This is a genomic window from Nocardiopsis exhalans (assembly GCF_024134545.1).
Classification (GTDB): domain Bacteria; phylum Actinomycetota; class Actinomycetes; order Streptosporangiales; family Streptosporangiaceae; genus Nocardiopsis; species Nocardiopsis exhalans.
Window position 1 is genome coordinate 6,992,850 of sequence record NZ_CP099837.1, and the last position, 25,284, is coordinate 7,018,133.

Below are 25,284 nucleotides of genomic sequence, written 5' to 3' on the forward strand. Positions count from 1 at the left end.
GTTGATCAGCCCGGGCCGGTGATTGGTGCACCGACCCGGGCACTGTGCTTTCCGAGGGTGCGTCGATCGCCCAGAGCGTGCGCGCGGGTGTCCATGGCCCCTGTGCACCGAGGCTGCGCTTCCCGCCGCGCTGGCCCCAGCCGCGATCCGCACCCGTGTTTCTCTAGTCGTCCAGGTCGGGTTCCCGGTCGAGGTGGATCATCGCCCGCATGTACAGCGGCTGGTCCGGGCGCCCCTCCCACCACCAGTACTCAGAGATTCGGTCCACCAGCCACAGCCCGCGCCCGCCCGGGTACATCTCCCCCGGCTCCCGCTCGATCACTCGCGGCTTCAGCCGGGGCCCGCCCCACTTACGCCCCTGATCCAGCACCCCCAGCAGCACGGTCGTGTGCCCCAGGAACTCCATCGAGACCCCGATCCACCCGTACTTCTCACAGCTCGCGGTGTGCCTCACCGCGTTGGTGGCCAGCTCGCTGCCCACCAGCGCCACCCAGAACCCCTTCTCACCCCGGAGCCGCTCGTCCCGGGTCAGCCACGAACGCACCCGAGGCACCACCTGCTCATTGCCGTCCATGTAGCAAAACGCCGCCGACGACAGCCCCACCCCACCACCTGGCCGCCGAGGTCCCGCTTTCCGACCAGCACCCATAACGCCCTCCGTAGAACAAACTTCTCCACTGGTGGTGACTCTGAGCAGGCGAAAGATTCTTGTAACGACCTTCCTCTGAGTCACCAGGTCGATACGATTCATTCTGATACTCAAGAGAGGTAGACGCAAGTGCTTTAGACGAAAGTTTCGTCCAGTAAGATTTCGTGTGTTGGTTGTGGGGCATCACATGCGCCAAACTGGGGCATGCAAGCCCAGCAATCCAAGCCCCCCGGGAGCACATCAGTGGCGCAAAGCGTCGGGATCGCACGCAGAACCCTCTCGCGGGTCATGCGTGAAGCACGCCGCGCGGCAGGGGTCCGAGCTGGAGACGCTGCCGTCCAAGTAGGGGTTTCCCCCGGAACGCTCAGCAAGTACGAAAAGAGCGAGCACCCCTGGCCGCCCGCTGTCGTCTATGCCCTCGGCGACATGTACAAGCTCAGCGAGGAAGACCGGAACAAGCTGGTGGACCTTGCCCGGCAACGGGAGCCCGGCTGGTGGCAGACGAGCGCGGTGCCCGAGTGGTTCGCCCCCTACATCGGTGTTGAGTCCGAAGCCGCAGAGCTCGACAACTACAACGACGGCCTCATCCCCGGCCTCTGCCAAACCGCCGACTACGCGCGGGCTCTCATCGGAGCCATCACCGAGGACGACGCCGACCGTGCCGACGGGCGCGCCGCCGCTCGGGTTCGTCGGCAGCAACGTCTCACCGGTGACAACCCGCTCCGCTTCTCAGCAGTCTTCAACGAGTCCGCGCTCCATCGGGTGATCGGTGGGACCGAGGTGATGAGGAATCAGCTCATCCACCTCCTGGAGACGGCAGATCTACCCAACGTGGACTTGCGTTGCGTGCCCTTCACAGCCGGAGCTCACGCCGCAACCGAGGGGAACTTCGTTCTCCTCCGGTTCCCCGACCTCATCGAAGGGGTCAACTCAGGTGACGCGGTCTACATCGAGTACGCCATCGGTGGCCTGTTCCTGGAGCAGGAGTCCGAGACCTCCTACTACCAGGGCTTGTTTCACAAGGTGCAGGAGGCTGCGCTGGAGCAGCAAGAGACCCGAAAGCTCATTCAGCGGTTGCTGGACGAAAAGTACAAGTAGGGAAGAGATGACCGTGGAGAACGGGTGGAACAACTGGCGTAAGTCCAGTTACAGCGGTGGGCACGGCGGAGAGTGTGTCGAGGTCGCGGACCAAGGTGGAGACGTGGCCATCCGCGACACCAAACACCGACAGCACGGACACCTCTCCTTCCAGAGCACGGAGTGGACCAACCTGCTGAACACGCTTCAGCGCTGACGTGCGCGGGTGCCCCGACCGAACACTCGGGGTACCCCAACCTCAGCCGCAGCCGGGCAGCACGGGACGCCTTCAAGTTCGACGCCCGAGCTGGAGAACTCCGCAGCACGAGCCCGGGGTTACTGTGGTCAACTGACCCGCCGGGAACGGCCCGTCATCGCCCTCCCCGAGCCCGGTCGAGAGCACGCCATGACCGCCGCGACCTGCTGGTTCCTCACGCGGTGGCGCAGTCCATACCGTCTTCACAGGAATCCGCCTCGCCTGTGGTCAGGCCGACGCCCCGGCGGCGTTCCAGCAGAACGGTGTCGCGCCAGTGGCCGTGGTGTTGAGCAATGCGTTCGCGTACGCCCACGGTGCGGAAGCCCGCCTGGTGGTGCAGGGACAGGCTGGCGCGGTTCTCGGGGAAGACCGATGTCTGAAGCGTCCACAGCCCTCCGGTGTCGGCCTCGGTGACCTGGCGGTAGAGCAGGGCCTTGCCCACGCCGCGGCCACGCGCCCCTTCCGCGACGTACACCGACGTCTCGGCCACCCCGGCGTAGGCCGCCCGGTCGGAGACCGGCGCGGCGGCGGCCCAGCCCACCACGGCCCCTTCTGCTTCGGCGACCCAGCGGTGCCCGGGGAGCCACGTGGTCTTCAGGTCCTCGACGGAGGGCGCCCGGGTCTCGAAGGTGGCGTGGCCGGTGGCGATCCCCTGCGAGTAGATCTCCCTGACCTCCTCCAGGTCCGCGTCGGCCATGGGGCGGGTGGTGACGTCCGCGGGCAGGTCGGTGGGGCAGCAGGGCCGTGCCTTGACCATGCCCATCACCGCGTCGGCGGCGTGGGGCAGGCCGGTGCAGCAGTTGGGGTTGACCGCGACCCGGGTGGAGGTGCCCACCTTGGTGAGGGTCACGAAGCCGACGTCGGCGAGTTTGCGCAGGTGGTGGGAGACGGTCGGCTGGCGGACGTTCACCATTTCGGCGAGCTGGCCCACGCTGACCGATCCCGGAGTCGTGGCGATGACGTGCAGGAGTTGGACGCGCATGGGTTCGGCCAGGCAGGCGAACCAGGCGGCGTAGGTCTCGGCGTCGGTCTGGGGCAGCGCCGGCACGGCGGGCTCGGATCGTGTCGCGGTCATACTCCACATTATCGACGACGATCTATGGTTGATTCCATCGGTGGGCATCGATAGAGTCCTCATTCATAGACAAAAATCGATGAAAGAGGTGTGTCATGGCCGACGGACATCCCGTGGTGGTGATCGGAGCCGGGCCCGCAGGACTGGCGGCGGCAGCAGAACTGGTCGCCCGCGACCTTCAGGTCCTGGTCCTGGAGAAGGGCGACCGAGCAGGGGAAGCGGTGTCCGAGTGGGGGCACGTGCGGCTGTTCTCGATGTGGCGCGACCTGGTCGCACCGGCCGCGGAGAAGCTCCTCTCCGGCACGGGCTGGCAGCGCCCGGACGACGGCGGATATCCGACCGGCCGCGAGTGGGCCCAGAGCTACCTCGCCCCGCTGGCCGAGGCCCTCGGCGACCGGGTGCGCTTCGGCTCCCGGGTGACCGGGGTGAGCCGCCTGGGCCGGGACCGGATCGTGGACGCCGAGCGCGCCGAGCAGCCCTTCACCCTTCGGGTCCTCACCCATGAGGGCGAGGAGCGGCTGTTGGCCCGCGCGGTCGTGGACGCCTCGGGCACCTGGGGATCTCCCAACCCGGTGGGCGGTGACGGCCTGCCCGCCCTGGGCGAGACCGCCGCGGCCGGACGGATCTCCTACCGGATCCCCGACCTGAGCGAGGAGGAGACCCGGATCCGTTACGCGGGACGGACCACCGCGGTGGTCGGGAGCGGCCATTCGGCCCTGACCGCCCTCGTCTCCCTGGCCGCACTGGCCCAGGAGAGCCCGGGGACGAAGGCGCTGTGGGTGCTGCGTCGCGGCGAGGTCGGGGACGCCTTCGGCGGGGGCGCGGACGACCAGCTCGCCGCGCGGGGAGCCCTCGGCCAGCGGGCCCGCGCGGCCGTCGAGGCGGGGGACGTCGAGGTGGTGACCGGGTTCCGCACCGCCGAGGTGCGATCGGCGGACGGTCGCCTGGTCCTGGTGGGCGAGGACGGCCGCGAGCTGGAGCCGGTGGACGAGGTCGTGGCCCTGACCGGGTTCCGGCCCGACCTGTCCCCGCTGTCCGAGGTCCGCCTCGGCCTGGACCCCGCACTCCAGGCGCCGGTGGAGCTGGCCCCGCTCATCGACCCCAACCAGCACTCGTGCGGCACCGTCTACCCGCACGGCGCGGCCGAGCTCTCCCACCCCGAGGAGGGGTTCTTCCTGGCGGGGATGAAGTCCTACGGGCGCGCCCCCACCTTCCTGGCCCTGACCGGCTACGAGCAGGTGCGGAGTATCGCCGCACATCTGGCCGGGGACCACGAGAGCGCGGCCCGCGTGGAGCTGACCCTGCCCGAGACCGGGGTCTGCGGCGGCGCCGGGCTGTTCGACGACCCCACCGCCACCAAGGCCGACGCGGTCGGCTCCTGCGACCCGTCCGAGGCCGCGGAGAAGCCCGCCACCGGGCAGGGCGATTGCTGCTCCGGCCCGGCTCAGCAGGTCGAACTGGTGGAGTTGGGCGAACGGGACCGGGTTTCGTGACACCCCTGCCCGGTCGGGTCTCCGGCGCGCCCGCCACCGCGGTGGTCGGGGCGCGCCGGGGTCTGGTGGCCCTGTGCGTCACCGTCACCACCGGCTACGGGGTGCTGTTCTACGCCTTCCCGGTCCTGGCACCGGGCATCACCGCCGACACCGGATGGTCCCTGACCACGGTGACCGCGCTGTTCTCCGCCTCGCAGGTCATCGCGGGGCTGGCGGGTATCCCGGTGGGGCGCTGGATCCAGGCCCGGGGCCCGCGCCCGGCGATGACGGCGGCAGCCGTGCTCTCGGTCCCCGCCGTGGCCGCGATCGCCCTCGCCCCGGACCTGTGGGTCTTCGCCACCGCCTGGCTGGTGGCGGGGGCCGCGATGGCCGGGCTGTTCTACCCTCCGGCCTTCGCCGCCCTGACCCACTGGTACGGGAAGGCCAAGGTGCGGGCCCTGACCGCCCTGACCCTGGTCGCCGGGCTGGCCAGCACCGTTTTCGCTCCCCTGACCGCGGTCATGGAGGGGGTGTGGGGGTGGCGGGGTGCCTACCTGGGGCTCGCCCTCGTACTGCTGGTCGTGGTGGTTCCCCTGCACGCCCTCGCCCTGCCCCGCGACTGGTCTCCCGAGGGTTTCAGGCAGCGCGGCGAGCGAGGACCCGGAGCGCGTTCCGTGCTGCGCAGCCGGGCGTTCTGGGCTCTGACGACGGCCCTGACTCTGGGGTCCTTCACCGTCTACGCGGTCGTGGTCAACCTCGTTCCCCTCCTGGCGGAACGAGGTTGGGGCACGGCGGAGGCGGCCTGGGCGCTGGGGGTGGGCGGCCTCGGACAGGTCCTGGGCCGTCTGGTCTACGCGCCCCTGGAAAGGCGGACCGGTCCGGTGGCGCGCGCCGTGGCCGTGCTGGGCGCCTGCGCTGCGACCACCCTCCTCCTGGCGCTGGTGCCGGGCCCCCTGGGGCTGGTCCTGGCCATCGCAGTCCTGGCGGGCATGGCACGGGGCATTCTCACCCTCCTCCAGGCCACCGCCGTCTCCGACCGGTGGGGCACGACGCACTACGCCACCCTCAACGCCGTCATGCACACCCCGCTCATGCTGGCCATCGCGGTCGCTCCGTGGGCCGGCGCGGCGCTGGCCGGACCGCTGGGCGGTTACCCGGCGGCATTCACCGGCCTGGCGGTACTGGCGGCTCTGGGCGCGGTGACCGGTCTGGCCACCCGGGCCGAAAGCCGACGATCCCAGGTCTGCGCTTCCTTCTGAACACCCCCGTGTTCACCCGCCGCAACAGTTCCGCGCTCACGAGAACGAAGGAGTCCCCGTCATGGAAGAGTCCCCCCTCACGATCATCGGCGCAGGTCAGGCTGGCCTGGCCACCGCTTGGGCCGCCAACCGCCGAGGGGTCCGTCCCCTGGTGCTGGAGACGTCCGACCGGCCGGGCGGTTCCTGGCCGCACTACTACGACAGCCTGGCCCTGTTCTCCCCCGCACGTTTCTCCGGCCTTCCCGGGCGGGCGATGCCGGGCGACCCGGAGCGCTATCCCCTCAGGGACGAGGTGGTCGCGTACCTGCGCGACTACGCCTCCCGGCTGGACGCGGACCTGCGCTGCGGGTGGCCCGTGGAGAGTGTCGAACGTGAGGGGGACGGGTTCGTCCTCACCGCCGCCGACGGCTCCCGGGTGCGTTCTTCGGCAGTGGTCGCGGCCACCGGCGGCTTCACCCGGCCGCACCGCCCCGCGTTGCCGGGGCTGGAGGACTTCACCGGGACCGTGCTGCACACCGCCCACTACCGTTCCCCCGAACCCTTCGCCGGTCAGCGCGTGGTGGTGGTCGGCGGCGGGAACTCCGGGGTGCAGATGGCCGCGGAGCTCGCCGGGGCGGCCCGGGTCAGTCTGGCCTCCCGAACCCCGGTGGCTTGGGCGAACCAGCGGCCCCTGGGCCGGGACATCCACTGGTGGTTCACCCGCACCGGCCTGGACACCGCCCCGTTGCGCCGAATCTGGGAGAAGGGCCCGACCCTGGTCAACGACGACGGCCGCTACCGTGCGGCCTTCGCCACGGGCAACCCCGACCGCCGGGAGGTGTTCACCCGCCTGGACGGTGACAAGGTGACCTGGGCCGACGGCACCGTGGAAAAGGTCGATTCCCTGATCCTGGCCACCGGCTACCGTCCCGCCCTGGACTACCTCGCGCCGACCGGCGCGCTCGACGCCCGAGGGCGCCCGCTGCACCGGGGCGGGATCTCCACCGCGGTCCCCGGGCTGGGATACGTGGGGCTGGAGTTCCAGCGCAGCTTCTCCTCGGCCACCCTGCGCGGGGTCGGCCGGGACGCCCGACACGTCCTGCGGCGGCTCCGCCCGGGAAGGTGAGCGGGCCTGCGGCCGTGACCGGCGGGGCTTTCGGGTTCCGCTGCGTCAGGGCGGGATCTACCCGGCCTACCCGGCCTGCTCGGCCTGCTCGGCCTGCTCGGCCTGCTCCAGATCTCGCACGATCTCGGCGACAGCGCCCTTGGCCGTGCGCCCCGCGCCGATGATGGTGGCCGAGGCCGCGCCCGTCCAGTCGCCGTAGCCGAGCATGTGCAGCCGGGGCTCGTCCGCCGAACGGGTTCCTTCGACCTTGACCCGGCCCTGCTCATCCACCAGGCCCAGCGGTTCCAAGTGGTCCAGAGCGGGCCGGAACCCGGTGCACCACAGCACCGCGTCGCATTCCCAGACGGCGCCGTCAGCCCAGGCCACCCCGGACGGCGTCAGCCGGTCGAACATGGGATCGGCGCTGAGCGCGCCCCGGTCCCGCGCCCGGCGCACACCCGGTACCGCGACGATGTCGCCGAGGTCGGAGACTCCCCGGGCGTCCTCCCCCTGTTCGGCGGCCTGCTGACGTCGTGTGGCGATGGAGAACAGCGCCCGGCCGTCGACGTCGTCGGGCAGGAACCGGGGCTGTCGCAGCGTCACCCAGCGGGTCCGGGCGACCAAGGAGAGTTCCGCGAGGATCTGGGCGGCGGAATTCCCGCCGCCGACCACCACGACGCGCTGCCCGGCGAACTCCTCCGGGCCGCGGTAGTCGGCCGTGTGCGCCTGCCTGCCTCCGAAGACCCCGCGTCCGGGCAGGTCGGGCACGTAGGGGCCCGCCAGGTGCCGGTCGCGCTGATGACATGCCGTGCCCGCCAGTCGCCCTGACCGGTGTGCAGCAGCAGACCGTCAGCGTCCCGTTCGACGCTGTCCACGTGCACCGGCCGGTGGACGGGCAGGTCGTACCGGCGCTCGTACTCGGCCAGGTACCGGGCCGCGTGCCGGGCCGACGGGTACTCCTGTCCGGCTTCCTCGGGCATCCACCAGCCCGGCAGCATGCTGTGCCCCGCCGGGGAGAACAGGCGGAGCGAGTCCCAGTACTCGTTCCACGCCCCGCCCGGGGCAGCGGCGTCGTCCAGGACGGCGAAGTCGAATTCCAGGCGCCGCCTGGCCCGGCGCAGGAAGTATCCCGCCGCGAGCCCGGCCTGGCCGCCCCCGATCACCGCGACATCGACCCTTTTCTGGGAGCTGTCCATTCCCGTCCTCTCCTCAGGTGCCCTACGTCCGCCCGGATCCGCCGACCCTCTGTCCGTCCGGTCACGGTGCCGGGCCCGCGCTCCAGGGGCGGGCCCGGCACCGGTCTCCGGTCTCCTATCGGCGTTCCGGAGCGAAGCGCTTGCGCCAGGCCAGGGACACGTAGACCAGGGCGATCAGCACCGGAACCTCGATCAGCGGGCCGACCACCCCGGCCAGCGCCTGGCCGGAGGTGACCCCGAAGGTCGCGATCGCCACCGCGATGGCCAGCTCGAAGTTGTTGCCCGCGGCGGTGAAGGCCAGCGTGGTGGTGCGGTCGTAGTCCATTCCGATCGCCTTGGCGAAGGCGAAGGTGCCGAACCACATCAGCACGAAGTAGACCAGCAGCGGCACGGCGATCCGGGCCACGTCCCAGGGCTGGCTGGTGATCCGCTCCCCTTGCAGGGCGAAGAGCAGCACGATGGTGAACAGCAGGCCGTAGAGCGCCCACGGGCCGATCCTGGGCAGGAAGTCGGCCTCGTAGCGCTCGCGGCCCATTTTCTGCTCGCCGAACCGGCGGGTGAGGAACCCGGCGGCCAGCGGGATGCCGAGGAAGATCACCACGTTCAGGGCGATCAGCCAGGGGGAGACGTCCAGGCCGCCACTGTCCAGGCCGAGCCAGCCGGGCAGCAGGTCCAGGTAGAACCAGCCCAGGACCCCGAAGAGCAGGACCTGGAAGACCGAGTTCAGGGCCACGAGCACGGCCGCGGCCTCGCGGTGCCCGCAGGCCAGGTCGTTCCAGATGATGACCATGGCGATGCAGCGGGCCAGCCCGACGATGATCAGTCCGGTGCGGTACTCGGGCAGGTCGGCCAGGAAGATCCAGGCGAGGGCGAACATCACCGCCGGGCCGACCACCCAGTTGACGACCAGGGAGGAGATGAGCAGGCGCCGGTCGCGGGTGACGGTGTCCAGGCGGTCGTAGCGGACCTTGGCCAGCACCGGATACATCATGACCAGCAGGCCCAGGGCGATGGGCAGGGAGATCCCGCCGACCTCCATCGCCGCCAGGAGTTCGTTCAGGCCGGGGATCAAACGGCCCAGCCCCAGGCCGACCGCCATGGCGAGCAGGATCCACACCGCCAGGAACCGGTCCAGGGTGGACAGCCTCGCCACCGCGGAGGCACCGATCTCCTGCGTCGAGGTCTCGGGGCGCCCCATCAACAGGCCCGCCTGTTCTGCGCGGCGTCCGTGGCGCGGGCGGCGGCCGCCAGGCCGGCAAGCCCTTCGGAGAGGGATTCCAGGGCCTCGGGGCGCAACCGGTAGTACGTGAACCGGCCGCACGGTTCGGTCTCCACCACCCCGGCCTCGCGCAGCAGGCGCAGATGGTTGGACAGGTTGGTCTGTCGGGCCCCGGTCTCCTCCATCAGGTGGGTGGTGCACAGGGTCTCGTGGGCGAGCAGGGACACGATCCGCATGCGGAGCGGGTCGGCCAGGACCTTCATTAGATCAGTATCGACTGACATCAGCATGCGCTGATACTATCTCATCACTCGATCCTGATGCATTGCCCGTCGGCCCCTTTCCTCTGGGAGTCCAGAGCATGACCACACCTGATCCGCAGCCCCTCCTGCACGAACGCACCGGGCCGGGTGCCGCCCGACTGGCGGCGCGCCACCGGGGACACTTCTGCGAGGAGACCGTGCGAGCGCTGATCGCAGAACCCGCGTCCACGCCCACCACCATCGACCCGAAGTAGAGGGACACCCACCATGACCGGAACCGACCAGCCGTCCGTCCTGTTCGTCTGCGTGCACAATGCCGGACGCTCCCAGATGGCCGCCGCCTGGCTGCGCCACCTCTCCGGGGGACGGATCGAGGTCCGCTCGGCGGGATCGGCCCCCGCGGACACACTCAACCCCGCCGTCGTCGAGGCCATGGCCGAGGTCGGCATCGACATCACCGACCAGAGCCCCAAGGTTCTGACGACCGACGCGGTCGAGGCCTCCGACGTGTGCGTAACGATGGGCTGCGGCGACACCTGCCCGTTCTTCCCCGGTAAGCGCTACCTCGACTGGGAACTCCCCGACCCCGCCGGACAGGGAGTGGCGGCCGTCCGCCCCATCCGCGACGACATCCGCAAGCGCGTCGAAGAACTCATCGGCGAGCTGCTCCCCGCCTGAGAGCTGCTCCCCTGCTGAGAGCTACCACCAACTGATCCGCCGGGGTGTCGGCGCGCAGCCAGAGCACGGGCGGGGGCCAGGACGCGGGGGCCGTTGCCGACGCGGACCACCCTCACTCCGGTGGCCACCGAGCTGACACGCGGGCACGCTACCGTTGCACACTGCGGGAACCGGTTCAGCGAAACCGAGTCCACCGTTGACGTGGATTCGAGGATGAGGGGCGTAGGGCGATGTCCGGCACCAGACACATGCAGATCGGCGAAGTGGCTGAGCGAACCGGGCTGTCGCTACGAACCATCCGCTACTACGGAGAGGTCGGCCTGGTCGAACCGTCGGCACGCTCCCGCGGGGGTTTCCGCCTCTACACCGAGGAAGACGTCGACCGCCTCCAGTTGATCAAGCGTATGAAGCCGCTGGACTTCAGCCTGGACGAGACCCGTGAGCTTCTGGAGACCCTCGACCTGTTGAACGCACCCGAGACCGGCCCGCACCGGAAGAAGGAACTCAGCGCCGTTCTGGACGGGTTCGAGGAGTCGATCACCGAGCGTTGCCAAACACTGCGCAAACAGCTGTCCATGGCTGAGGAGTTCGGAGACCGCCTGCGCACGGAACGATCGCGGATCGATATCACCAGGTGAGAGCGCACCAGGCGAGAGGGCACCAGGTGAGAGCGCACCGGGTTCGAGAACCTCAAAGCCCCTGACCGGAACCGGTTCAGGACCGGGCCACCACGCCGACTTCGACCGTCCGAGCCGACGGCCCCTCCTGGGAAAAGGGCCGGGATCCATCCACAGCAGACCGCCGGAACGTTCCTCCGGCGGTCCGTGTGGCCTCTGCTTCCGGCGCCGGGTCAGTGCCCTCCGGCCAGAGTGCCCGACAGCTCCTTGTGCAGGCGTTCACTGGGCTCGTTGAGACCGGTGATCTCCACCTCCACGCCGTGCTTACGGAAGTGCTCGCTCACCCGGTCCAGTGCCGCCACGGCGGAGGAGTCCCACACGTGCGCCTTGGACATGTCGATCACGACCCTCCTCAGGCCCTCCTCGGCGTAGTCGAAGCGGCCCACCAGCTCACCGGTGGAGGCGAAGAACAGCTCACCGTTGACCGAGTACACCCGGGTACCGCCCTCCGGGTCCAGGACACTGGTCAGCCCGGCGTGCACCGCGGCCTTGCGGGCGAAGAGCACCATCGACACGATCACACCGACGATCACTCCCAGGGCCAGGTTGTGGGTGACCACGACCACGGCGACGGTGACGACCATGACCAGGGTCTCGGTCCAGGGCATGCGCCTGACCGTCTTGGGGGCGATGCTGTGCCAGTCGAAGGTCACGATGGCCACGAAGAACATCACCGCGACCAGGGCGGCGATCGGGATCATCCCCACGACGTCGCCCAGCCCTACGCACAGGATGAGCAGGAACACCCCGGCCAGGAAGGTGGAGACGCGGGTACGGGCGCCGGACTTGACGTTGATCATGGTCTGGCCGATCATCGCGCATCCGGCCATACCTCCGAAGAAGCCGACCACCACGTTGGAGATGCCCTGCCCCCGGGCCTCACGGGCGTGGTCGGAGGAGGTCTCGGTCTGGTCGTCGACGACCTTGGCGGTCATCAGCGACTCCATCAGCCCCACCAACGCCAGGGTGAGGGCGTAGGGCGCGATGAGGGTCAGGGTGTCCAGGGTCAGCGGCACGTTCGGGATGAGCAGGACGGGCAGGGTGTCGGGCAGTTCGCCCATGTCCCCGACAGTGCGGGCCGGGATACCCATGGCCAGGGCGCCCACGGTGAGCACGACGATGGCCACCAGCGGCGCCGGGACGGCCTTGGTGAGCAGCGGCAGCCCGAAGATGATCCCCAGCCCGATCGCGACCATCAGGTAGATCGGCACCCCCACCCCGGCCAGGTGCGGAATCTGGGCCAGGAAGATGAGGATGGCCAGGGCGTTGATGAAGCCCGTCATCACGCTGGGCGGCACGAACCGCATCAGCTTGGCCACTCCGAGCAGGCCCAGGGCGACCTGGATGAGCCCGGCCAGGATCGTGGCGGCGATCAGGTAGTCCACGCCGTGCCCGATGGACAACGGAGCCGCCACCAAGGCCATCGCGCCGGTGGCGGCGGAGATCATCGCGGGCCGCCCGCCCAGGAATGAGATGGACACCGCCATGATGAAGGACGCGTACAGCCCCACCCGGGGGTCGACCCCCGCGATCAGCGAGAACGCGATGGCCTCGGGGATCAGTGCCAGGGCGACGACGAGCCCGGCCAGGACGTCGGCGCGCAGCTGCGCGCCACTGGGGATCTTGGACATCAAAGACCGTCGGGTCTTCACAGGCTGGTTCATGGAACCCATCTGAGGTCGGGCAGCCCACAGGTCGGAGCGGCGTTGTTCATGTCTGGTGTTCGGCGACGGCGTGCGGGGCCGTGCCCGCCGGTTCCGGGAATCGGCGGTCTCTGGCCGCCTGGGGTTTCAGCACGGCGCCCTGTGGGCGCCCTGGCGCGCGGCCTCGTCGCCGTGTGCCCGCCCCCGCCCGCGGGGACCAGCCGGGAAGTTCACGGTGATCCGCGTGGGGTTCCGCAGGATCAGCCGGGGACAACTCTACTCTCACGTAAGTGTTCAAGCCACGGGGGGCGGCTGAGACCGCGCTCACACGCCTGGGTTCGGTGCCATGCCTTCACTTGGAAACCCGGGACGGACACTGACCGGCTGGGGTCCTCCTCTGTCACGCTGTACGCGCGCCAGTGGGAATCAGCCGTAGGCCGGGGCTGTTCTCCACCGACATGACCGAACCATGGCTGGACCCGAAGACCATCGACATCCTCCTCGACGACACCAGGACCTGGGCTGTCGTCGGTCTGTCGAACGACACGGGGCGTACTGCCTATCCGATCGCCCGGTTGCTGCAGGCCAGAGGTAAGCGGATCATCCCGATCCACCCCGGCACCGCGGCCGAGGGGAGGGAAGTCCTCGGTGAGAAGGCCTACGCGACGCTCGCCGAGGCGGCCGCCGCGGTCGGCACCATCGACGTCGTCGACGTCTTCCGCCGCTCCGAAGCGGCTGGCGAGTTCGCCGACCAGGCTGTCGCGATCGGCGCCCGCGGTGTGTGGTTCCAACTCGGCGTCGTCGACGAAGAGGCGTTCCGTCGTACGACGGATGCCGGAGTGCCGATGGTGATGGACACCTGCCCCGCCATCGAGTGGGGCAAGCGCGGCGCCTGAGCGAGCGCGTTATCGGTTCGGGTCGCAGAGCAGAGTCCGTGTCCGTTGCAGCGCCATGCGTGACGAGGCGATCAGATCCTCCGCGGCGGTGTCGCGGAGACGGAGGCTGAGCGCCGTCTCGAAGGCCTGGGCGGCCTTCGGATAGTCCTGCCCGACGAAGTGGGCCTTGCCCAGGTGCTGCCATATGAAGGCCTCGCGGGCGGTGCCGCGGGACTGTTCGATCAGCTCGGCGTACTCCGCCACGGCCCAGCTGATCCGGCCCAGGTCACGGCGGACGTCGGCCAGCAGGGCGCGGTGGCGAAGGGTCGGCTCGGCCTTGACCAGGGCCAGCGCGAGCGGCTCCGCCTTCTCGGGTCTGCCGCTCCAGAGCTCCGTCAGGATCGGCAGCGCCCGGTCGTCGGCGTGGGCGCTTTGGAACTCCCCCAGGTCCTCGATGACCGGGAGGAGGGTCCGGGCGTCCATGCACCAGCCCGGGCCTCCCGGTATCCGTGTCTCGTCCGTTCCGGCCGCCGGGTCTGGGGGAGAGGAAGTCATGCGCGGCAGGCTATCCACCGCGTACGAGCCCTGCTACCCCTCGGGGTCGGGGTTCTGCTGCAGTAGAAGGTGGGCGCGGTACAGCACATCGCGTTGGGCCTCGTTGTAGAGGTCGGTGATGGACCGTACGGCGATCTCCGTGACCATGGCCGGGGACTTCGTCAGGTGTGGTTCCGGGTCCTTCATCCAGGGGTGGTTCCGCTGGTGCTCCGCGAGGATCACCGCCACGCGTTCGGCCAGGTGCTGGCGGGTGCTCTCGCTCGCGTCGGGCGGCAGGGTGTTGATCTCGTGGTCGAGGTCGGCGGGTTCGGCCTCGATCATGCTCTTGATGTCCTTCATCGCCTGATCGTCGTAGAACATGGCGGAGATCGACAGGACCGCCCGGTCCGCCTCGCTCAGGCGCTCGGCCACCGAGCTGAAATCGGTCGGAACGTCCATGGGGGCGCGGGCGTGCAGGATGGCGGCCAGTTCGGTTCGTGCGCGCTGAAGTCGTTCGATGCCCGCCGCGAGCTCGGCGTCGAGCACGCGGAGGGAGTCGGTGAGGGCGTCCGGGCTCTCCCCCAGCCCTTCCACCTGGGTCAGGGGAACCCCGAGTTCGCGCAGCCGCCGGATCTGGATCAGGCGGGCGAGGTGCCAGGCCTGGTACTGCTTGTAGCCGTTGCTCCGGCGTTCGGGCTCGGCGAGCAGGCCGGCGCGGTGGTAGTGGCGGATGGTGTTCACCGTCGTACCCGCCATCTCAGCGAGTTCTCGCGTGCTCCAGCCCATGGTCGCTCCTCCCGGGACATCGGTGACATCTGACTGGGGGATCTACTGGGGGATCTGCTGTGACGCTGTGACACACGCGGCCGGGCCCGGTGGAGCGCGTCCGCGCTCCACCGGGCTGACCGGTCAGAGCGAGCAGGTCGTGCCTTCTTCGGGTACTTCGAGGTCGATGAGGTAGGCAGCTGCGGTCTCGTCAACGCACTCGTTGCTGCCGAGGGAGACGATCCCGTGCCCCTCGCCCTCGACCGTCAGGAGGGCTCCGCCGAGCGTCTCCGCGAGCTCGATCGCGCCCCCGTGCGGGGTCGTCGGGTCGCCGGTGATCGACACCACGAGCGTCTCGGGAAGGCCCTCGACGTCCTCGGCGTAGGGGAACCCGAGCTCGGGCTCGGCGGGCCAGTGCTCGCAGCCGTCCCGCGCCCCCTCGGTCACGTCGACCCCGGGGTCCATGAAGGGCGCCTGCTCGTAGGTGGCCGCGCGCAGCTCACCACCCTGCTCCGGGGTCAGGCGCTCCTCGTCCATGCAGTTGATCGCGTGGTTGGCCTCCAGCGAGTTCGGCCACGCTCCGTCGGGGCCGCGCAGGCCGAAGTCGTAGATCAGCTGCATGAGGCCGTCCCCGTGCCCTTCCTCGACCTCGGCGATCCCCTCGATGATCCGCGGCCAGCTGACCGGGGAGTACAGTCCGGCGATCACCCCGCCGACAGCGCCGTCGAAGTCCAGCTCCGACTCCAGCGCGGGCACGGGCTCGTCCAGCAGCGGACGCACGATCTCCTGGAACCGCTCGGTCGCCTGACCGGGATCGCTGCCCAGCGGACAGTCCGCCTCGGCCCCGCAGGCGGCCGTCATCTCGTCGAACGCCGCCTGGAACCCCGCGTACGCGTTCACGCGTCGTTCGAAGCTGCCTTCGAGCGGGCTCATCGCCCCGTCCAGTACCATCGCGCGCACCCGGTCCGGGAACTGCTCGGCGTAGACGGCGCCCAGCCGGGTGCCGTAGCTCTGTCCGAAGTAGGTCATCTGGTCCTCACCGAGCGCGGCCCGGAGCACGTCCATGTCCCGCGCGGTGTCCCGCGTCCCCAGGTGTGGGAGGACCTCGGCGCCGCCCGAACCCTCGGCGCACCGCTCCATGATCGCGCGGGTGTCCTCCTCGGTGAACTGCACGGTGGTGCCCTGCGAGCCCAGGGCCACGACCCCCTGGTCGGCCTCCTCGTCGGTGTAGCACTTGACGGCGGGCTGGGTGGCGCCGACCCCGCGCGGGTCGAAGCCGACCAGGTCGAACCGCTCGGTGATCTCGCTGTCCGCCAGTCCCGCGAACGCCAGCGCCGCTCCCACGATCCCGGATCCGCCCGGCCCGCCCGGGTTGTAGAGCAGGGGACCCATCGAATCGCCGCTGGCGGGCACCCGCATCACCGCCACCGACGCCAGTTCCCCCTCGGGCTCCTCGTAGTCCAACGGCACCTCCATCCGCGCGCACTCGGCTTCGGGCGCCAGAGCGAGCAGCCCGGCCTCCCCGGCCGTGGTCGGGTAGTCAGTACAGTCCTCCCAAGCCAGTTCCTGTTCGTAGAAGACGTCCAGCGCGGCGCTGGGCGATCCGGTACCCGGCCGCTGTTCCTCCGGCTCCGCCGGAACACACGCCGCCAGGACCCCGGCCAGCGCGAGCAGGCCGATCCCCTTCGTGACCGGCCCTCGGTGCCTTCCCGATCCGGTCCCCCCACGTGTTGCCGCGCGTGGTCGTCGGCCCCTCATGTCTGCCCCCTTCTCGGTACGACCAGTGATCCGGGGACAGCAGACACCGTGTTCCCGGAACAGGGTCAAGCCGTTTCTGGGACGAGGTCGGTCCGGTCGCCCCGGCCCTCGTCCGGTGCGATCGGTGTCGTGGCCGGGCCGACCTTCCGGGTTCGGAACCACACGACCGCTGCCGTGCCGATGAAGGCCATGGTGCCGGTGATCAGCAGGACGGTGTCCAGACCACCCGCCGAACGGTCGAACCTGGCCGAGACGTCGGCGTTCAGGGCGATCCAGAAGAGGAAGGTGAGGGTGTTGAAGACCGCGTGGATGACGACCGCGATCTCCACCCCGCCGGTTCGCCAGGTGACGTATCCCGTGACGAGGGAGAACAGGAGGTAGAACAGGTTCCACCACGGGTCACTCGCGGTGTGGATGACACTGAACAGGGCGGACGACACACCGATACCCAGGATCAGGGACGTCCACCGACCGCGCCCCCAACTGGCCGCGACACGGAAGACGAGCCCGCGCAGACCGTACTCCTCGCCCGCCGACTGCAGGGGCACGAGAAGAATGGTCACGACGAGCATCCAGATGACGTCGCTGTACAGCCACACGGCGGTCTCACCGGGGGACATGAACTCGAAGACGGCGAGCGCGATCAGGAAGGCCGGGGTCACCGTCAGCAGCGCCCGCCCGAAGAGGTCGAGGCGAAAGCCCGACGCGACCGAGCTCAGGGTGGCGCCCCGCACCCCGTAGAGCCAGCGCTGGAGGAACATGCTCCACGGGATGACCAACCCGACGGCGATCAGACTGCCGGCGTGGGCCAGCGGGGTGAGGACCAGGCGCTCGTCACCCGGAACACCCGGCCAGAGGATGCCGTCGATCCATCCGCCCACGAGCTGGAACGCGATGATGGCGCCGAACATGCCCCCGACGAGCAGGAGGATGGCGAGAATGCCGCGGCCGACGCGGCGCTCCTCCCCCGCCAGCACCCGGTGGTACTCGACCCCCGGCGGGACGGGTTTCGGCCCCCGGAGCTCCTGTGTTTTCACGGTCATGGGTCTACTTCTCCTCGGTTCGTCATTCTCGGGTCGGGTCGAACAGCGCTCAGTCAAATCCCCGACGTCGCGTCGGAGTCAAGACCGAATGGCGTGATCTCCCCCAGAAAATGACGGCGGCCGACTCCGGACCGGCCAGGTGGTGAGAGCGCGATCGGCGGGGACGAAGTCGGCTTCGTCCCCGCCGATCGCGCCGATCGCGGCCCGGAACCCGTTCGCGGAGCGGAACCCGTTCCGCGGCCGTGTCAGCGCCGGTGTCAGAGCTGGGTGGCCAGCAGCTGCATCTCCCAGGCGAAGGCAACGCCGCTGGCGCCGCCGTGCTGCCCCAGGACCTCGGCCTGGCCCGCCACGGTCTCCTCACGGGCCCAGTCGCGCTGCCACTCCGCAACCACGGCCAGCCAGTTGAGCGGCGTCACACCGGCCTCGATCATGCGTCGCACGGCCATCTCGTGCGCCTCCACCGACACACCGCCCGACGCGTCGGTGACGGCGTAGACCTCGAAGTCCTCGCCCGCCGCCTGGATCGCCGGCATGGCCACACAGATCTCCGTCCAGAGACCGGCCATGATCACCTTCCTGCGACCGGTCGCCCTGACGGCTTCGACGACCCGCTCGTCCTGCCAGGTGTTGATGAGCGTGCGGTCGATCGGCTTCTGCTCCGGGAAGACGTCCTGGATCGACTGGATGAGGTGTCCGCCGCGCTCCGCGATCACGGTCGTCAGGATGGTCGGGACGTCGAACAGCTTGGCGGCCTTGGCCAGGCCGACAGCGTTGTTGAGGACATACGACGGCTCGTGGCTGTTCAGGTTGGCGACCTGGAACGGCTGGTGGTCGATCAGGAGGAGGATGCTCTCCTCCGGCGTCAGCAGCGCGTCGAGTCCGTTCTTGGCCTTGGTGCTCATGGGGGGTCCCTCTCCGGGGGCTCGTGTTTCTGGGGGCTCGGACGGGACATTGCCATCCGCTTGGGTGATACATCATCTAAATTAGCATTTTTGGATGATGAGTCAACCAAATGCGAGCCCCGCCCCCAGGAGGGGGCGGACTTCGCCATGAAGTTGACTCATCATCTATCATCTGGATGATGCATCAATCATCAACGGGATCCGCGCCGAGCCGGGAACGTCGGAGAGGCAAGGCTCCACCCGCAGGACACGAGCCCTCGTCCCCAGGTGACGCAGCGAAGGAAGCGAGAAGCAGATGACCGACTCGTCGACAGCGAACTGGCCGAGCCTGCGGGTCTCGGACTGGACGGGCACCCGCGACACCCTGCACATGTGGACCCAGATCGTGGGCAAGATCCGCATGGCCCACGCCCCCCTGGTCAACCACTGGTGGCAGGTGCCCCTGTACGTCAGCCCGCGCGGACTGACGACCTCGACCGTCCCCTACCGCTCGGGGGCCTTCGAGATCGAGTTCGACTTCGTCGGCCACCGGCTCGAGATCCGCAGCAGTGACGGTGGCACGCACGGCTTCCCACTGCGGCCCATGACCGTCGCCGCGTTCTACTCCCAGGTCCTGGACCTGCTCGACCAGCTCGGGATCGAAGCGCCGATCCGCCCCGTCCCCAACGAGGTCGATCCGGCGATCCCCTTCGCCGAGGACCGCGAGCACGCCTCCTACGACGCCGAAGCGGCCACCCTGTTCTGGCGGCAGCTCCTGCAGGCCAACCGGGTGATCGGCGAGTTCCGGTCGCACTTCGTCGGCAAGGTCAGCCCGGTCCACTTCTTCTGGGGAGGGATGGACCTGGCCTGCACCCGCTTCTCCGGGCGGTCGGCTCCACCGCACCCGGGCGGAGTGCCCAACTGCGGGGACTGGGTCATGGTCGAGGGCTACTCCCGGGAACTGTCCAGCTGCGGATTCTGGCCCGGCGGCGGCGAGGAGGGCGCCTTCTACGCCTACGCCTACCCCGCACCCGAAGGGTTCGCCGACCAGTCGCCCGGCCCCGAGGGCGCGTACTACAGCACCGAGTTCCAGCAGTTCCTGCTGCCCTACGAAGCCGCTCGCACCGCACCCGATCCCGACCGCGCCGTGGCCGAGTTCCTGCACAGCACCTACGCGGCCGCCGCGAACCTCGGACACTGGGACCGCCCCGCGCTGGAGGACGACCCCCTCCGGTGGCACGAATCCCCTGCCCCACCACAGGAAGACGAAGCCTGACCTGGTCCTCGGACGGGTGAGTGCAAGTTCTTTTGATTCTTCGATAAAAGCTCTCACGGTTTTCAGTTGATTAATCAACCGAACGGTTACGATGTCGCGAAGCACAAGCGGCCGCTCCCGACCTCGCGTTCGCCACGCCAGCCGTCCACCACGCCAGTTGACAGACACAGCGACCACACGGAGATGGGTGCATTGCAGTTCGGGATCTTCACCGTCGGTGACGTGACACAGGACCCCGCCACCGGTCGGGCACCGACCGAGCACGAGCGGATCAAGGCGATGGTCGCCATCGCGCGCAAGGCCGAGGAGATCGGACTGGACGTGTTCGCCACCGGCGAGCACCACAACCGGCCGTTCGTACCCTCGTCCCCGACCACCATGCTCGGCTGGATCGCGGCGCGCACCGAGCGCATCATCCTGTCCACGTCCACCACCCTGATCACCACCAACGACCCGGTGAAGATCGCGGAGGACTACGCGATGCTCCAGCACCTGGCCGACGGGCGCGTGGACCTGATGATGGGCCGCGGCAACACCGGCCCGGTCTACCCCTGGTTCGGCAAGGACATCCGCGAGGGCATCCCGCTGGCGCTGGAGAACTACGCCCTCCTGCACAAGCTCTGGCGCGAGGACGTCGTCGACTGGGAGGGCAGGTTCCGCACCCCGCTGCAGGGCTTCACCTCCACGCCCCGCCCGCTCGACGGCGTCCCTCCGTTCGTCTGGCACGGCTCCATCCGCTCCCCGGAGATCGCCGAGCAGGCGGCCTACTACGGAGACGGCTTCTTCGCCAACAACATCTTCTGGCCCAAGCAGCACTTCCAGAAGCTGATCAACCTCTACCGCAGGCGCTTCGCCCACTACGGCCACGGCACCGCGGAGCAGGCCCTCGTCGGCGTGGGCGGCCACATCTTCATGCGGGCCAACTCCCAGGACGCCGTACGGGAGTTCCGCCCCTACTTCGACCACTCCCCCCTGATGGGCGGCGGGCCCTCACTGGAGCAGTACATGGAGGAGACCCCGCTGGCCGTCGGCAGCCCCCGGCAGGTCATCGACAAGACCCTCACCTTCCGCGAGAACTTCGGCGACTACCAGCGCCAGCTGTTCAACGTCGACGGGGTCGGGATCCCCCTGAAGACCGTGCTGGAGCAGCTCGACATCCTCGGCGAGGAGGTCCTGCCGGAACTGAGGAAGGAATTCGCGAAGAACCGGCCGACCGACGTGCCCGAGGCGCCCACCCACGCCTCGCTGCTCGCCGCTCGTGAATCAGGAGAAGAACCGCAATGACCAACACAGAGACCGACCCGGACACCTTCGTGTGCAGCGAGGGCGGCCTCCCCGGCCCTCTGGCCGCCTGTGAGGGCGGAGCCCCGGTCGAGATCATCACCGCCCGCACGGTGCCCCTGGGCGGGCCGCGCGCGATCAACGTGCGCCGCACCCTGCCGCAGCGGCAGCGTTCGCTGATCGGCGCCTGGTGCTTCGTCGACCACTTCGGCCCCCACGAGGTCGCGGACACCGGAGGAATGGACGTGGCCCCGCACCCGCACACGGGGCTGCAGACCGTCAGTTGGCTGTTCGACGGCGTCATCGCGCACAACGACTCCGGCGGGAACGCCGCCACCGTCCTTCCCGGGCAGATGAACCTGATGACGGCGGGGGCGGGGATCTGCCACTCCGAGACCTCCACCCCGGAGGCGGTCCGGATCCACGGGGTGCAGCTCTGGGTCGCCCTGCCCGACGAGGTCCGGCACCGCCCGGAGCGCGAGTTCGAGCACTACGTCCCCGAGCCGGTCGAGTTCGACGCGGGCACGGCGCTCGTGTTCCTCGGCTCCCTGCTCGGTTCGTGCTCCCCGGTGAGCATGTACACGCCGCTGGTGGGGGCCGAGCTCAGGCTGCGCCCCGGCGGGGTCCTCGACCTCCCTGTCGATCCCGAATTCGAGCACGGCCTGCTGGTGGACACGGGTACGGACGTCAGGCTCGAAGGTGTGCACGTGCCCAAGGACGCCGTGGGCTATACCGGGGTGGGTGCACGAACCCTGCGGGTGGCCAACGAGGGAGACCAACCGGCCAGGCTCGTGCTCCTGGGCGGTGCCCCCTTCGGAGAGGAGGTCCTCATGTGGTGGAACTTCCTGGGCCGCACGACGGAGGAGATCACGCGCTACCGGGAAGAGTGGCAGCACCACGGCGAACGGTTCGGGCAGGTGGAGGGCTACGTGGGACACGGTGGCCCGGGCCGGAACCGGGAAGGGATGTCGAGGATTCCGGCCCCGGAGCTGCCTCCGGTGCAGATGCGCCCCAGAAAGAACCCGCCGCCCCACGCCCAGCTCGACGGCTGACCGACAGAAGCAGAAGAAGAGGTATCCGACATGACCGAACAGCGAACGGACAAGACCGGCGCCCCCGTGTCCATCACGCTCGACCAGGCACGCGCCATCAGCGCCTACACCGTGAGCGTGGACGAAGCCCTCGCCGGACGCGCGGACTTCGTCGACCCGCCGCAGACCGCCGGCGAGCGCGTCTTCTTCCACACCGAGGTCGATGAGGAGTTCGGCGGCCGGGGACTGGCCGGACTGCTCATCCGTGAGGCACTGGCCGACAGCATCAGCAGGAACCTCACCGTCGTGCCGGTGTGCCCGCTGTTCGCCAGTCACCTGAAGAAGCACGGTGACGAGTACAAGGCCGAGGGCGGTCAGTTCCGCCGACCCAGACCGGCCGACCTCGCGCTGGTCAAGGAGACGGTCCAGAACGCGGGTGACGCGTGAACGCGGAACGCCCCTACATCGACAAGGAACACCCCGAGGTCTACGGTGCGATGCTCAAGGCGGCCAAGGCCTCCCGAACCGCGTCACACGAGGCCGGTCTGGGCGACGACCTCATCGAGATGGTCAACATCCGGGTGTCCCAGATCAACGGCTGCCCGACCTGCCTGAGCATCCACTTTCCCAAGGCCCGCAGGGCCGGGGTGGAGCAGAGCACCCTGGACGTGCTGCCCGCGTGGCGCGAGACGAAGCTGTTCACGGATCAGCAGAGGGCCGCGCTCGAGCTGGCGGAGTCCCTGACCGTGATCGATCCGGCCCTCGACCGGCAGACCGTCAACGCCCGTGCGGCCGCCCACCTGACCACCGCCCAGATCTCCGCGGTGGAGTGGACGGTCACCCTGATCAACGCGTTCAACCGCATCTCGATCGCCAGCGGACATCCGGTGATCAGGTAGGAGTAAGCGGGGGCAGAAGTTGGTTCCTACTGTCGTGGCGGCCCGCAGCACGAGCGGGCCGCCACGGCGGTAGCACAGCCGCACCGAACGGACGGGGTCTGGAACTGATGCGTGTCTCCCTGCTCGACCGCTCACGGACGCGCGACGGAGAGTCCGACGCGGAGGCGATCGCGACCACCGTCGAGCGGGCGGTACGCGCGGACGAACTGGGTTTCCACCGGTTCTGGACCGCCGAGCACCACGCGGTCCCGGGCATCGCCAGCGCCGCCCCCGCCGTGCTGCTCGCGGCGATCGGCGCCCGTACTCGCCGCATCCGCCTGGGCACCGGCGGGATCATGGTGCCCAACCACAACCCGCTGGTGATCGCCGAGCAGGCGCTGTTGTTGGAAGCGCTGAACCCGGGCCGGGTCGACCTGGGGCTGGGCGGGTCCCTGGGTTTCACCGCTCCGATCCGGCGGGCGCTCGGGCGAACCGCCCTGCACGAGGACGACTATCCGAGCGAGCTCGAGCGGGTCCGGCGGTATCTGAGCGGGCAGGCCGAGATCACCGCCAAGCCCGGTGTCGGACCTCCGCCCGTGTTCCTGCTGGCCGTCCGGGGCGGGCTGGCCCTGGCAGCGGAACTCGGACTGCCCGTAGTGGTCGGCGGACCGGTCCTGCGCGATGAGCAGCGGTTGGCCGCCTACTTCCGGGACTTCCGCCCGGGTCCGGCCGCTTCAGAGCCCTACCTGATCGTGAACACGGACGTCTCCGTCGCGGACACCGACGAGCGCGCCCGCGACCTGCTGCTTCCTGAGGCCTGGGCGTACGCGGACTCGCGGGACGTCGGCGAGTTCCGTGCGCTGCGCCCCGTCGAGGAAGTGCGTCGGCTGCTCGGCACGAGCCGGGAGAGGAAGCTCAAGGCGGTGGACGACTGGATGGACGGCGCGGTCTTCGGCACCCCGAAGCAGGTGGAGAGCTCGCTCACCGACCTCCTGGAGCGCACCGGTGCCTCGGAGGTGCTCGCGAACGTCAGCACCCACGACCGCGACGAGGTCAGGAGGACCGACGAGTTCCTCGCCTCGCTCCGGACCGCGTAGCCAACCCTCCTCCTACTGGCCCCCACTACGGGATCGGTCCGGTGTACTCCATCCAGAAGTCGACGACCTCCGGGCGCGGGCGGGGCGACACCGAGCTGCCGCCGTCGAACTCCATGACCTGATCGGGGTCCTCCTCCACCGTCGGCCAGGCGGGAAGGCCGGGCCCGTTGGGGTCACCGGTGCGCGCGAATCTCCCGGCGGAAGATGTCGACGATGACCACGTTCAGCGTGGCGGCGCCCATCGCGGTCTCAGCCGCCGGACGCGTTCTGCGCGGGCGGGCCCGGGGTCCCCGCGGCGCCGCCCGCGAGCCGGTACCCCAGCGCGCCCGAAGGACAGCGCCGCACCACCTCGGCCGTGCGGTCGGCGGCAGCGTTGTCCGGTTGGATCCACGGACGCCGCTCGATGTCGAATACCCCGGGCAGACCGCGCACGCACTCGGCTGCGTGCCGGCAACGAGCGGCCTCGAAGGTGACCGCGATCGACCGCCCCTCGTACGTCTTCTTCACAGGTCCGTCGCTCATGCCGTTTCAGCCCCCGCTGTTGTGGCCTCGGGCCGCTCAGTCGCTGACCTTGCTCTGCGACTGGTAGGCCAGGTCCCGGTACTCCGGGTGACGGGAAATCCAGCCCGCGTAGAACGGACAGGTCGCCAGTACCCGCAGGCCCGCGGAACGGGCTTCGTCGAGGGAGGATCGGACCAGCGCCGACCCGACCCCCTTGCCCTCGTACTCAGGGGCCACCTCGGTGTGCACGAACGCGACGAGCTCGTCCGTGCGGATGTACTGCGCGAATCCGGCGACCGCCGACGCCCCGTCAACTCGGGCCTCGTAACGTTTCGCCTCAGGCGCGTCCGCCACTTCGACAGCCATGTGAGCCCCCTGGATCGATGGGTGTGATCTGATCGCAAAGCTAACAGCAGATAGTTGATTCATCAACACATTAGATGTAAAAATAACCACACACCTTCCCCTTGCTGCACCACGGAACACCACGCCAGTACTGCCTTGACCAGGACAAAGCAGACCTGGAGCCGATGATGAATCAACGAACAAGGAGCGGTCATACGCATCGCCGCCAGCGAGACCGTACTACCCGGCGGGTCGTGATCGAGTCACTGCTGCCCCTGGGCGACGAGCAGCACCCGAGCAAGCTGAGTGATCTGATCATGTTGACGATGGCGGGCGGGCGGGAACGTACCGAGTCTGAGTACACGGCTCTTCTGGGCGCCGCCGGGTTCGTCGTCGACAGGACCGTCATGGCCCCGGTCGGCGGTTACTCCGCCATCGAGGCAACGATCAAGGCCGGTTGAGGACCACCCG

General features: G+C 69.4%; 28 protein-coding genes and 1 pseudogene. 16 read left to right on the top strand and 13 right to left on the bottom strand.

Features of this window, described 5'->3' with window-relative positions:
* Positions 1-163: 163 nt before the first annotated feature.
* Positions 164-574 carry an ATP-binding protein gene (locus NE857_RS31035; protein ID WP_254418819.1) on the bottom strand — a complete coding sequence of 137 codons (411 nt, stop codon included), beginning with the start codon at positions 572-574 and terminating at the stop codon, positions 164-166.
* Between the two features lie 363 nt (positions 575-937).
* On the opposite strand from NE857_RS31035, the gene NE857_RS31040 reads away from it, so the two are divergent.
* Together NE857_RS31040 and NE857_RS31045 are read left to right on the top strand one after the other, a co-directional pair.
* Complete coding sequence (locus NE857_RS31040; RefSeq protein ID WP_254418820.1) at positions 938-1,747, top strand: helix-turn-helix domain-containing protein; 810 nt, start codon at positions 938-940, stop codon at positions 1,745-1,747.
* Positions 1,748-1,754: 7 nt separating this feature from the next.
* Entirely contained in the window at positions 1,755-1,943 is a 189-nt protein-coding gene (locus tag NE857_RS31045; RefSeq protein ID WP_254418821.1) for a DUF397 domain-containing protein, read from the top strand.
* Positions 1,944-2,157: 214 nt separating this feature from the next.
* Here the strand turns inward: NE857_RS31045 and NE857_RS31050 are convergent, their stop codons facing one another.
* Positions 2,158-3,057 (bottom strand): helix-turn-helix domain-containing GNAT family N-acetyltransferase, encoded by a 900-nt coding sequence (locus tag NE857_RS31050; RefSeq protein WP_254418822.1) that lies wholly within the window; start codon positions 3,055-3,057, stop codon positions 2,158-2,160.
* Positions 3,058-3,152: 95 nt separating this feature from the next.
* Between NE857_RS31050 and NE857_RS31055 the strand changes: the two genes are divergently transcribed.
* The 3 genes from NE857_RS31055 (at position 3,153) to NE857_RS31065 (ending at position 6,893) form a co-directional block, all read left to right on the top strand.
* Positions 3,153-4,550 carry an FAD-dependent oxidoreductase gene (locus tag NE857_RS31055; RefSeq protein ID WP_254418823.1) on the top strand — a complete coding sequence of 466 codons (1,398 nt, stop codon included), beginning with the start codon at positions 3,153-3,155 and terminating at the stop codon, positions 4,548-4,550.
* Complete coding sequence (locus tag NE857_RS31060; protein ID WP_254418824.1) at positions 4,547-5,788, top strand: MFS transporter; 1,242 nt, start codon at positions 4,547-4,549, stop codon at positions 5,786-5,788. The genes NE857_RS31055 and NE857_RS31060 overlap by 4 nt, the downstream gene beginning before the upstream one ends.
* Before the next feature lie 61 nt (positions 5,789-5,849).
* Positions 5,850-6,893 carry a flavin-containing monooxygenase gene (locus NE857_RS31065; RefSeq protein WP_254418825.1) on the top strand — a complete coding sequence of 348 codons (1,044 nt, stop codon included), beginning with the start codon at positions 5,850-5,852 and terminating at the stop codon, positions 6,891-6,893.
* A 66-nt stretch (positions 6,894-6,959) separates the two neighbouring features.
* On the opposite strand, the pseudogene NE857_RS31070 reads toward NE857_RS31065, so the two are convergent.
* The 3 genes and pseudogenes from NE857_RS31070 to NE857_RS31080 form a co-directional block, all read right to left on the bottom strand.
* A pseudogene (locus tag NE857_RS31070) lies at positions 6,960-8,068 on the bottom strand (ArsO family NAD(P)H-dependent flavin-containing monooxygenase).
* Between the two features lie 115 nt (positions 8,069-8,183).
* Entirely contained in the window at positions 8,184-9,266 is a 1,083-nt protein-coding gene (gene arsB / locus NE857_RS31075) for an ACR3 family arsenite efflux transporter (protein ID WP_254418826.1), read from the bottom strand.
* On the bottom strand, positions 9,266-9,550 hold the full coding sequence (locus tag NE857_RS31080) for an ArsR/SmtB family transcription factor (RefSeq protein ID WP_254422158.1): 285 nt from the start codon (positions 9,548-9,550) through the stop codon (positions 9,266-9,268). The genes arsB and NE857_RS31080 overlap by 1 nt, the downstream gene beginning before the upstream one ends.
* Before the next feature lie 98 nt (positions 9,551-9,648).
* Between NE857_RS31080 and NE857_RS31085 the strand changes: the two genes are divergently transcribed.
* The 3 genes from NE857_RS31085 to NE857_RS31095 all read left to right on the top strand — a co-directional run bounded on the left by NE857_RS31085 (position 9,649) and on the right by NE857_RS31095 (position 10,866).
* On the top strand, positions 9,649-9,804 hold the full coding sequence (locus tag NE857_RS31085; RefSeq protein WP_254418827.1) for a hypothetical protein: 156 nt from the start codon (positions 9,649-9,651) through the stop codon (positions 9,802-9,804).
* Between the two features lie 13 nt (positions 9,805-9,817).
* Positions 9,818-10,228, top strand: a complete 411-nt coding sequence (locus tag NE857_RS31090; protein WP_254418828.1) for an arsenate reductase ArsC — start codon at positions 9,818-9,820, stop codon at positions 10,226-10,228.
* Between the two features lie 230 nt (positions 10,229-10,458).
* Positions 10,459-10,866, top strand: coding sequence for a MerR family transcriptional regulator (locus NE857_RS31095; protein ID WP_254418829.1), 408 nt, complete (start codon positions 10,459-10,461; stop codon positions 10,864-10,866).
* A gap of 212 nt (positions 10,867-11,078) precedes the next feature.
* Here NE857_RS31095 and NE857_RS31100 read toward each other — a convergent pair whose 3' ends face one another.
* Positions 11,079-12,578 carry a SulP family inorganic anion transporter gene (locus NE857_RS31100; RefSeq protein WP_254418830.1) on the bottom strand — a complete coding sequence of 500 codons (1,500 nt, stop codon included), beginning with the start codon at positions 12,576-12,578 and terminating at the stop codon, positions 11,079-11,081.
* A gap of 428 nt (positions 12,579-13,006) precedes the next feature.
* Between NE857_RS31100 and NE857_RS31105 the strand changes: the two genes are divergently transcribed.
* A complete protein-coding gene (locus NE857_RS31105; RefSeq protein WP_254418831.1) occupies positions 13,007-13,444 on the top strand; it encodes a CoA-binding protein in 438 nt (145 codons plus the stop codon).
* Positions 13,445-13,453: 9 nt separating this feature from the next.
* On the opposite strand, the gene NE857_RS31110 is transcribed toward NE857_RS31105, so the two are convergent.
* The 5 genes from NE857_RS31110 to NE857_RS31130 form a co-directional block, all read right to left on the bottom strand.
* Positions 13,454-13,978, bottom strand: a complete 525-nt coding sequence (locus NE857_RS31110) for a tetratricopeptide repeat protein (RefSeq protein ID WP_254418832.1) — start codon at positions 13,976-13,978, stop codon at positions 13,454-13,456.
* 33 nt (positions 13,979-14,011) lie between these two features.
* The gene (locus NE857_RS31115; protein ID WP_254418833.1) at positions 14,012-14,743 is read right to left on the bottom strand and encodes a helix-turn-helix domain-containing protein; all 732 of its coding nucleotides are present in this window, start codon (positions 14,741-14,743) and stop codon (positions 14,012-14,014) included.
* Between the two features lie 123 nt (positions 14,744-14,866).
* Positions 14,867-16,480, bottom strand: coding sequence for an alpha/beta hydrolase (locus tag NE857_RS31120; RefSeq protein WP_254418834.1), 1,614 nt, complete (start codon positions 16,478-16,480; stop codon positions 14,867-14,869).
* A gap of 65 nt (positions 16,481-16,545) precedes the next feature.
* The gene (locus NE857_RS31125) at positions 16,546-17,523 is read right to left on the bottom strand and encodes a CPBP family intramembrane glutamic endopeptidase (RefSeq protein ID WP_254418835.1); all 978 of its coding nucleotides are present in this window, start codon (positions 17,521-17,523) and stop codon (positions 16,546-16,548) included.
* Between the two features lie 257 nt (positions 17,524-17,780).
* A complete protein-coding gene (locus NE857_RS31130; RefSeq protein WP_254418836.1) occupies positions 17,781-18,425 on the bottom strand; it encodes a hydrolase in 645 nt (214 codons plus the stop codon).
* Positions 18,426-18,720: 295 nt separating this feature from the next.
* On the opposite strand from NE857_RS31130, the gene NE857_RS31135 reads away from it, so the two are divergent.
* The 6 genes from NE857_RS31135 (at position 18,721) to NE857_RS31160 (ending at position 23,967) form a co-directional block, all read left to right on the top strand.
* Positions 18,721-19,680 (top strand): DUF5996 family protein, encoded by a 960-nt coding sequence (locus NE857_RS31135; protein ID WP_254418837.1) that lies wholly within the window; start codon positions 18,721-18,723, stop codon positions 19,678-19,680.
* Between the two features lie 192 nt (positions 19,681-19,872).
* On the top strand, positions 19,873-20,964 hold the full coding sequence (locus NE857_RS31140) for an LLM class flavin-dependent oxidoreductase (protein ID WP_254422159.1): 1,092 nt from the start codon (positions 19,873-19,875) through the stop codon (positions 20,962-20,964).
* Entirely contained in the window at positions 20,961-22,013 is a 1,053-nt protein-coding gene (locus NE857_RS31145) for a pirin family protein (RefSeq protein ID WP_254418838.1), read from the top strand. The genes NE857_RS31140 and NE857_RS31145 overlap by 4 nt, the downstream gene beginning before the upstream one ends.
* A 30-nt stretch (positions 22,014-22,043) precedes the next feature.
* The gene (locus NE857_RS31150; protein WP_254418839.1) at positions 22,044-22,439 is read left to right on the top strand and encodes a GNAT family N-acetyltransferase; all 396 of its coding nucleotides are present in this window, start codon (positions 22,044-22,046) and stop codon (positions 22,437-22,439) included.
* Positions 22,436-22,891: a carboxymuconolactone decarboxylase family protein gene (locus NE857_RS31155; RefSeq protein ID WP_254418840.1), complete on the top strand. Its 456-nt coding sequence runs from the start codon at positions 22,436-22,438 to the stop codon at positions 22,889-22,891. The genes NE857_RS31150 and NE857_RS31155 overlap by 4 nt, the downstream gene beginning before the upstream one ends.
* Positions 22,892-22,998: 107 nt before the next feature.
* Entirely contained in the window at positions 22,999-23,967 is a 969-nt protein-coding gene (locus tag NE857_RS31160) for an MsnO8 family LLM class oxidoreductase (protein WP_254418841.1), read from the top strand.
* Between the two features lie 249 nt (positions 23,968-24,216).
* On the opposite strand, the gene NE857_RS31165 is transcribed toward NE857_RS31160, so the two are convergent.
* Together NE857_RS31165 and NE857_RS31170 are read right to left on the bottom strand one after the other, a co-directional pair.
* On the bottom strand, positions 24,217-24,489 hold the full coding sequence (locus tag NE857_RS31165; RefSeq protein ID WP_254418842.1) for a (4Fe-4S)-binding protein: 273 nt from the start codon (positions 24,487-24,489) through the stop codon (positions 24,217-24,219).
* 36 nt (positions 24,490-24,525) lie between these two features.
* On the bottom strand, positions 24,526-24,834 hold the full coding sequence (locus NE857_RS31170; RefSeq protein WP_254418843.1) for a GNAT family N-acetyltransferase: 309 nt from the start codon (positions 24,832-24,834) through the stop codon (positions 24,526-24,528).
* Between the two features lie 233 nt (positions 24,835-25,067).
* Between NE857_RS31170 and NE857_RS31175 the strand changes: the two genes are divergently transcribed.
* On the top strand, positions 25,068-25,274 hold the full coding sequence (locus NE857_RS31175) for a methyltransferase (protein ID WP_254418844.1): 207 nt from the start codon (positions 25,068-25,070) through the stop codon (positions 25,272-25,274).
* Positions 25,275-25,284 lie beyond the last annotated feature (10 nt).